At 38.7% G+C, this 2831-nt stretch carries 3 protein-coding genes; all 3 read right to left on the bottom strand.

All coding sequences use genetic code 11. From position 1 onward, the window contains the following. On the bottom strand, positions 1 to 1371 hold a 1371-nt coding region (locus C5L23_RS02190; protein ID WP_240034418.1), incomplete at its 3' end, for an ABC transporter substrate-binding protein/permease. Between the two features lie 56 nt (positions 1372 to 1427). Further along, entirely contained in the window at positions 1428 to 2168 is a 741-nt protein-coding gene (locus tag C5L23_RS02195) for an amino acid ABC transporter ATP-binding protein (RefSeq protein WP_010008677.1), read from the bottom strand. After that, a partial coding sequence (locus C5L23_RS02200; protein WP_133264228.1) for an amino acid ABC transporter permease occupies positions 2169 to 2831 on the bottom strand: 663 nt, incomplete at its 5' end. It lies immediately after the preceding gene.

The raw sequence follows: 2831 nt of genomic DNA on the forward strand, positions 1-2831 counted from the left end.
CCATGTTAACAATGTAATGACAATCAAGTACATCACCGCAATGATTGCCCACACTCTGAAGCCTTGTGAATTACGTGCCACAATTAAGGTTCCGGTCTGCGTCAATTCTAACAACCCGATCGCTGATAAAATAGACGTGTCCTTTAACGTAATAATGAATTGGTTAATAAAGCTCGGTACCATAATCCGCAACCCTTGCGGAACAATGACCTTCCGCATCGCTTTACCATATGGCAAACCTAATGATCGTGCTGCTTCCATTTGACCCTTTTCAACTGCCTCAAAACCACCGCGAACAAACGCTGCTGTATAAGCACCCTCATTCAATACCAAAGTGATAATTCCTGCTAAGAAGGCTGGTACCTTGGTACCAATAACTGTTGGTAAACCAATATAGATGAAGAATGCCAACACCATCAAAGGTAACCCACGGAAAATATAAATCACCGTTGTGGATACGCCGCGCAACCACTTTGTTTCACTGATACCTAGAATACCTAAGAAAATACCCCAGATAGAAGCCAAAATAATAGCGAGTACTGTTAACTTAATCGTTTCAATCAAGCCATCAATGAAGGCCTTTCGATTAGTCTTTAACAAACCAAGTACTGAATTATTGTCACTTGTTTTACCAGTGAAGTGTTCTTGGCTTTTACCAAGATAAGACTTCACAATTTTGTCATATGTGCCATCTTTTTGAATTGACTTGAGACCCTGGTTGAAAGCAGTTAACAAGGCTTTGTTTTCACCTTTTTTAACAGCAAAGCCATACCAACCAGCATTGCCCAGTTGCTTAGCATTCATGACCTTTAACTTAACACCATTTTTAATCGCATATTGGATAACCGGCATATCTTCAAATGTCGCAACCGAATTACCTGCCACGACATCATTATACATAACGTTTGAATCGTTAAAGTACTTAACCTTAAAGCCATATTTTTTTTGTAAACTTTTACCATAATCAGCTGCAGCAGTACCCGTTTTCAATGCAACTGTTTGTCCTTTTAATGCAGCTAAAGACGTAATGGTACTATCTTTCTTAACAATCCATGCAACACCAGTTTTATAGTATGGCGTACTGATATCATAAACCTGTTTCCGTTCATCAGTAATGACCATACCAGCAATAATACCATCAGCTTGTCCGTTTGCAACTAGTTGGGCTGCAGAATTAAAGCTCATTGGTTTTAATGTGTAGGTGAATTTTTCACGCTTAGCAATTTCTTTTAAAATATCTTGATCAATACCCACATATCGATTATTTTGATCTTGAAAATCAAACGGTGGATAACTCGCATCAGTTGTAATTGTATAATTCGGCTTTTCTGCAGCTTGAACGTCTGTAGTAGGTAAAATAAAACTTACCATTACAACAAATATTGATAGCCATAAACCAAGCCAACTAGCGCTTCGTATTTTGTTCATTATGCATGCATCACCTTACCCAAGAATTCGCGTAAACGATCATTCTTCGGCGCACTAAAGATTTGATCTGGAGCTCCAGATTCTTGAATCTTACCACTTTCAAAAAAGACAACACGATCCGCAACTTGTTTTGCAAATCCCATTTCATGAGTCACCACAATCATCGTAATCCCTTGTTTAGCTAAATCTTTCATGACATCTAAGACATCACCGACCATTTCTGGATCCAAAGCTGATGTTGGTTCATCAAATAACAAAATATCTGGTTGCATCGCCAAAGAACGCGCAATGGCAACACGTTGCTTTTGACCGCCGGATAATGACTTAACATTAGCGTCTGCTTTATCAGCTAAGCCAACTGTATCTAACAATTCACGGCCTAACTTCTCAGCCTCAGTTTTATTCAACTTCCCCAATTCAACAGGCGCCAACATGATGTTTTCCAACACTGAATAGTTATTGAATAGGTTAAAGTTCTGAAATACCATACCGATGTTTTCGCGTACTTTATTGATATCAGTCTCTGAATTACTAATATCAAAACCGTCCACAACAATTGTGCCACTATCTGGTGTTTCAAGTTGATTTAACATTCTTAGAAAAGTAGATTTACCTGAACCCGATGGGCCAATCATAACGACAACTTCACCGTTTTTGATATCTAATGAGATATCACGTAACACATGATTACTCCCATAAGATTTATTTACTTTTTCAACATGTACTTTCACATCAGTCATTTAATTTTTCATCCTTTTTTCTACCCAATTACTTAGCCATGTTAACAATGTAATGACAATCAAGTACATCACCGCAATGATTGCCCACACTCTGAAGCCTTGTGAATTACGTGCCACAATTAAGGTTCCGGTCTGCGTCAATTCTAACAACCCGATCGCTGATAAAATAGACGTGTCCTTTAACGTAATAATGAATTGGTTAATAAAGCTCGGTACCATAATCCGCAACCCTTGCGGAACAATGACCTTCCGCATCGCTTTACCATATGGCAAACCTAATGATCGTGCTGCTTCCATTTGACCCTTTTCAACTGCCTCAAAACCACCGCGAACAAACGCTGCTGTATAAGCACCCTCATTCAATACCAAAGTGATAATTCCTGCTAAGAAGGCTGGTACCTTGGTACCAATAACTGTTGGTAAACCAATATAGATGAAGAATGCCAACACCATCAAAGGTAACCCACGGAAAATATAAATCACCGTTGTGGATACGCCGCGCAACCACTTTGTTTCACTGATACCTAGAATACCTAAGAAAATACCCCAGATAGAAGCCAAAATAATAGCGAGTACTGTTAACTTAATCGTTTCAATCAAGCCATCAATGAAGGCCTTTCGATTAGTCTTTAACAAACCAAGTACTGAATTATTGTCACTTGT

The organism is Leuconostoc fallax (assembly GCF_004354645.1).
GTDB lineage: Bacteria > Bacillota > Bacilli > Lactobacillales > Lactobacillaceae > Leuconostoc_B > Leuconostoc_B fallax.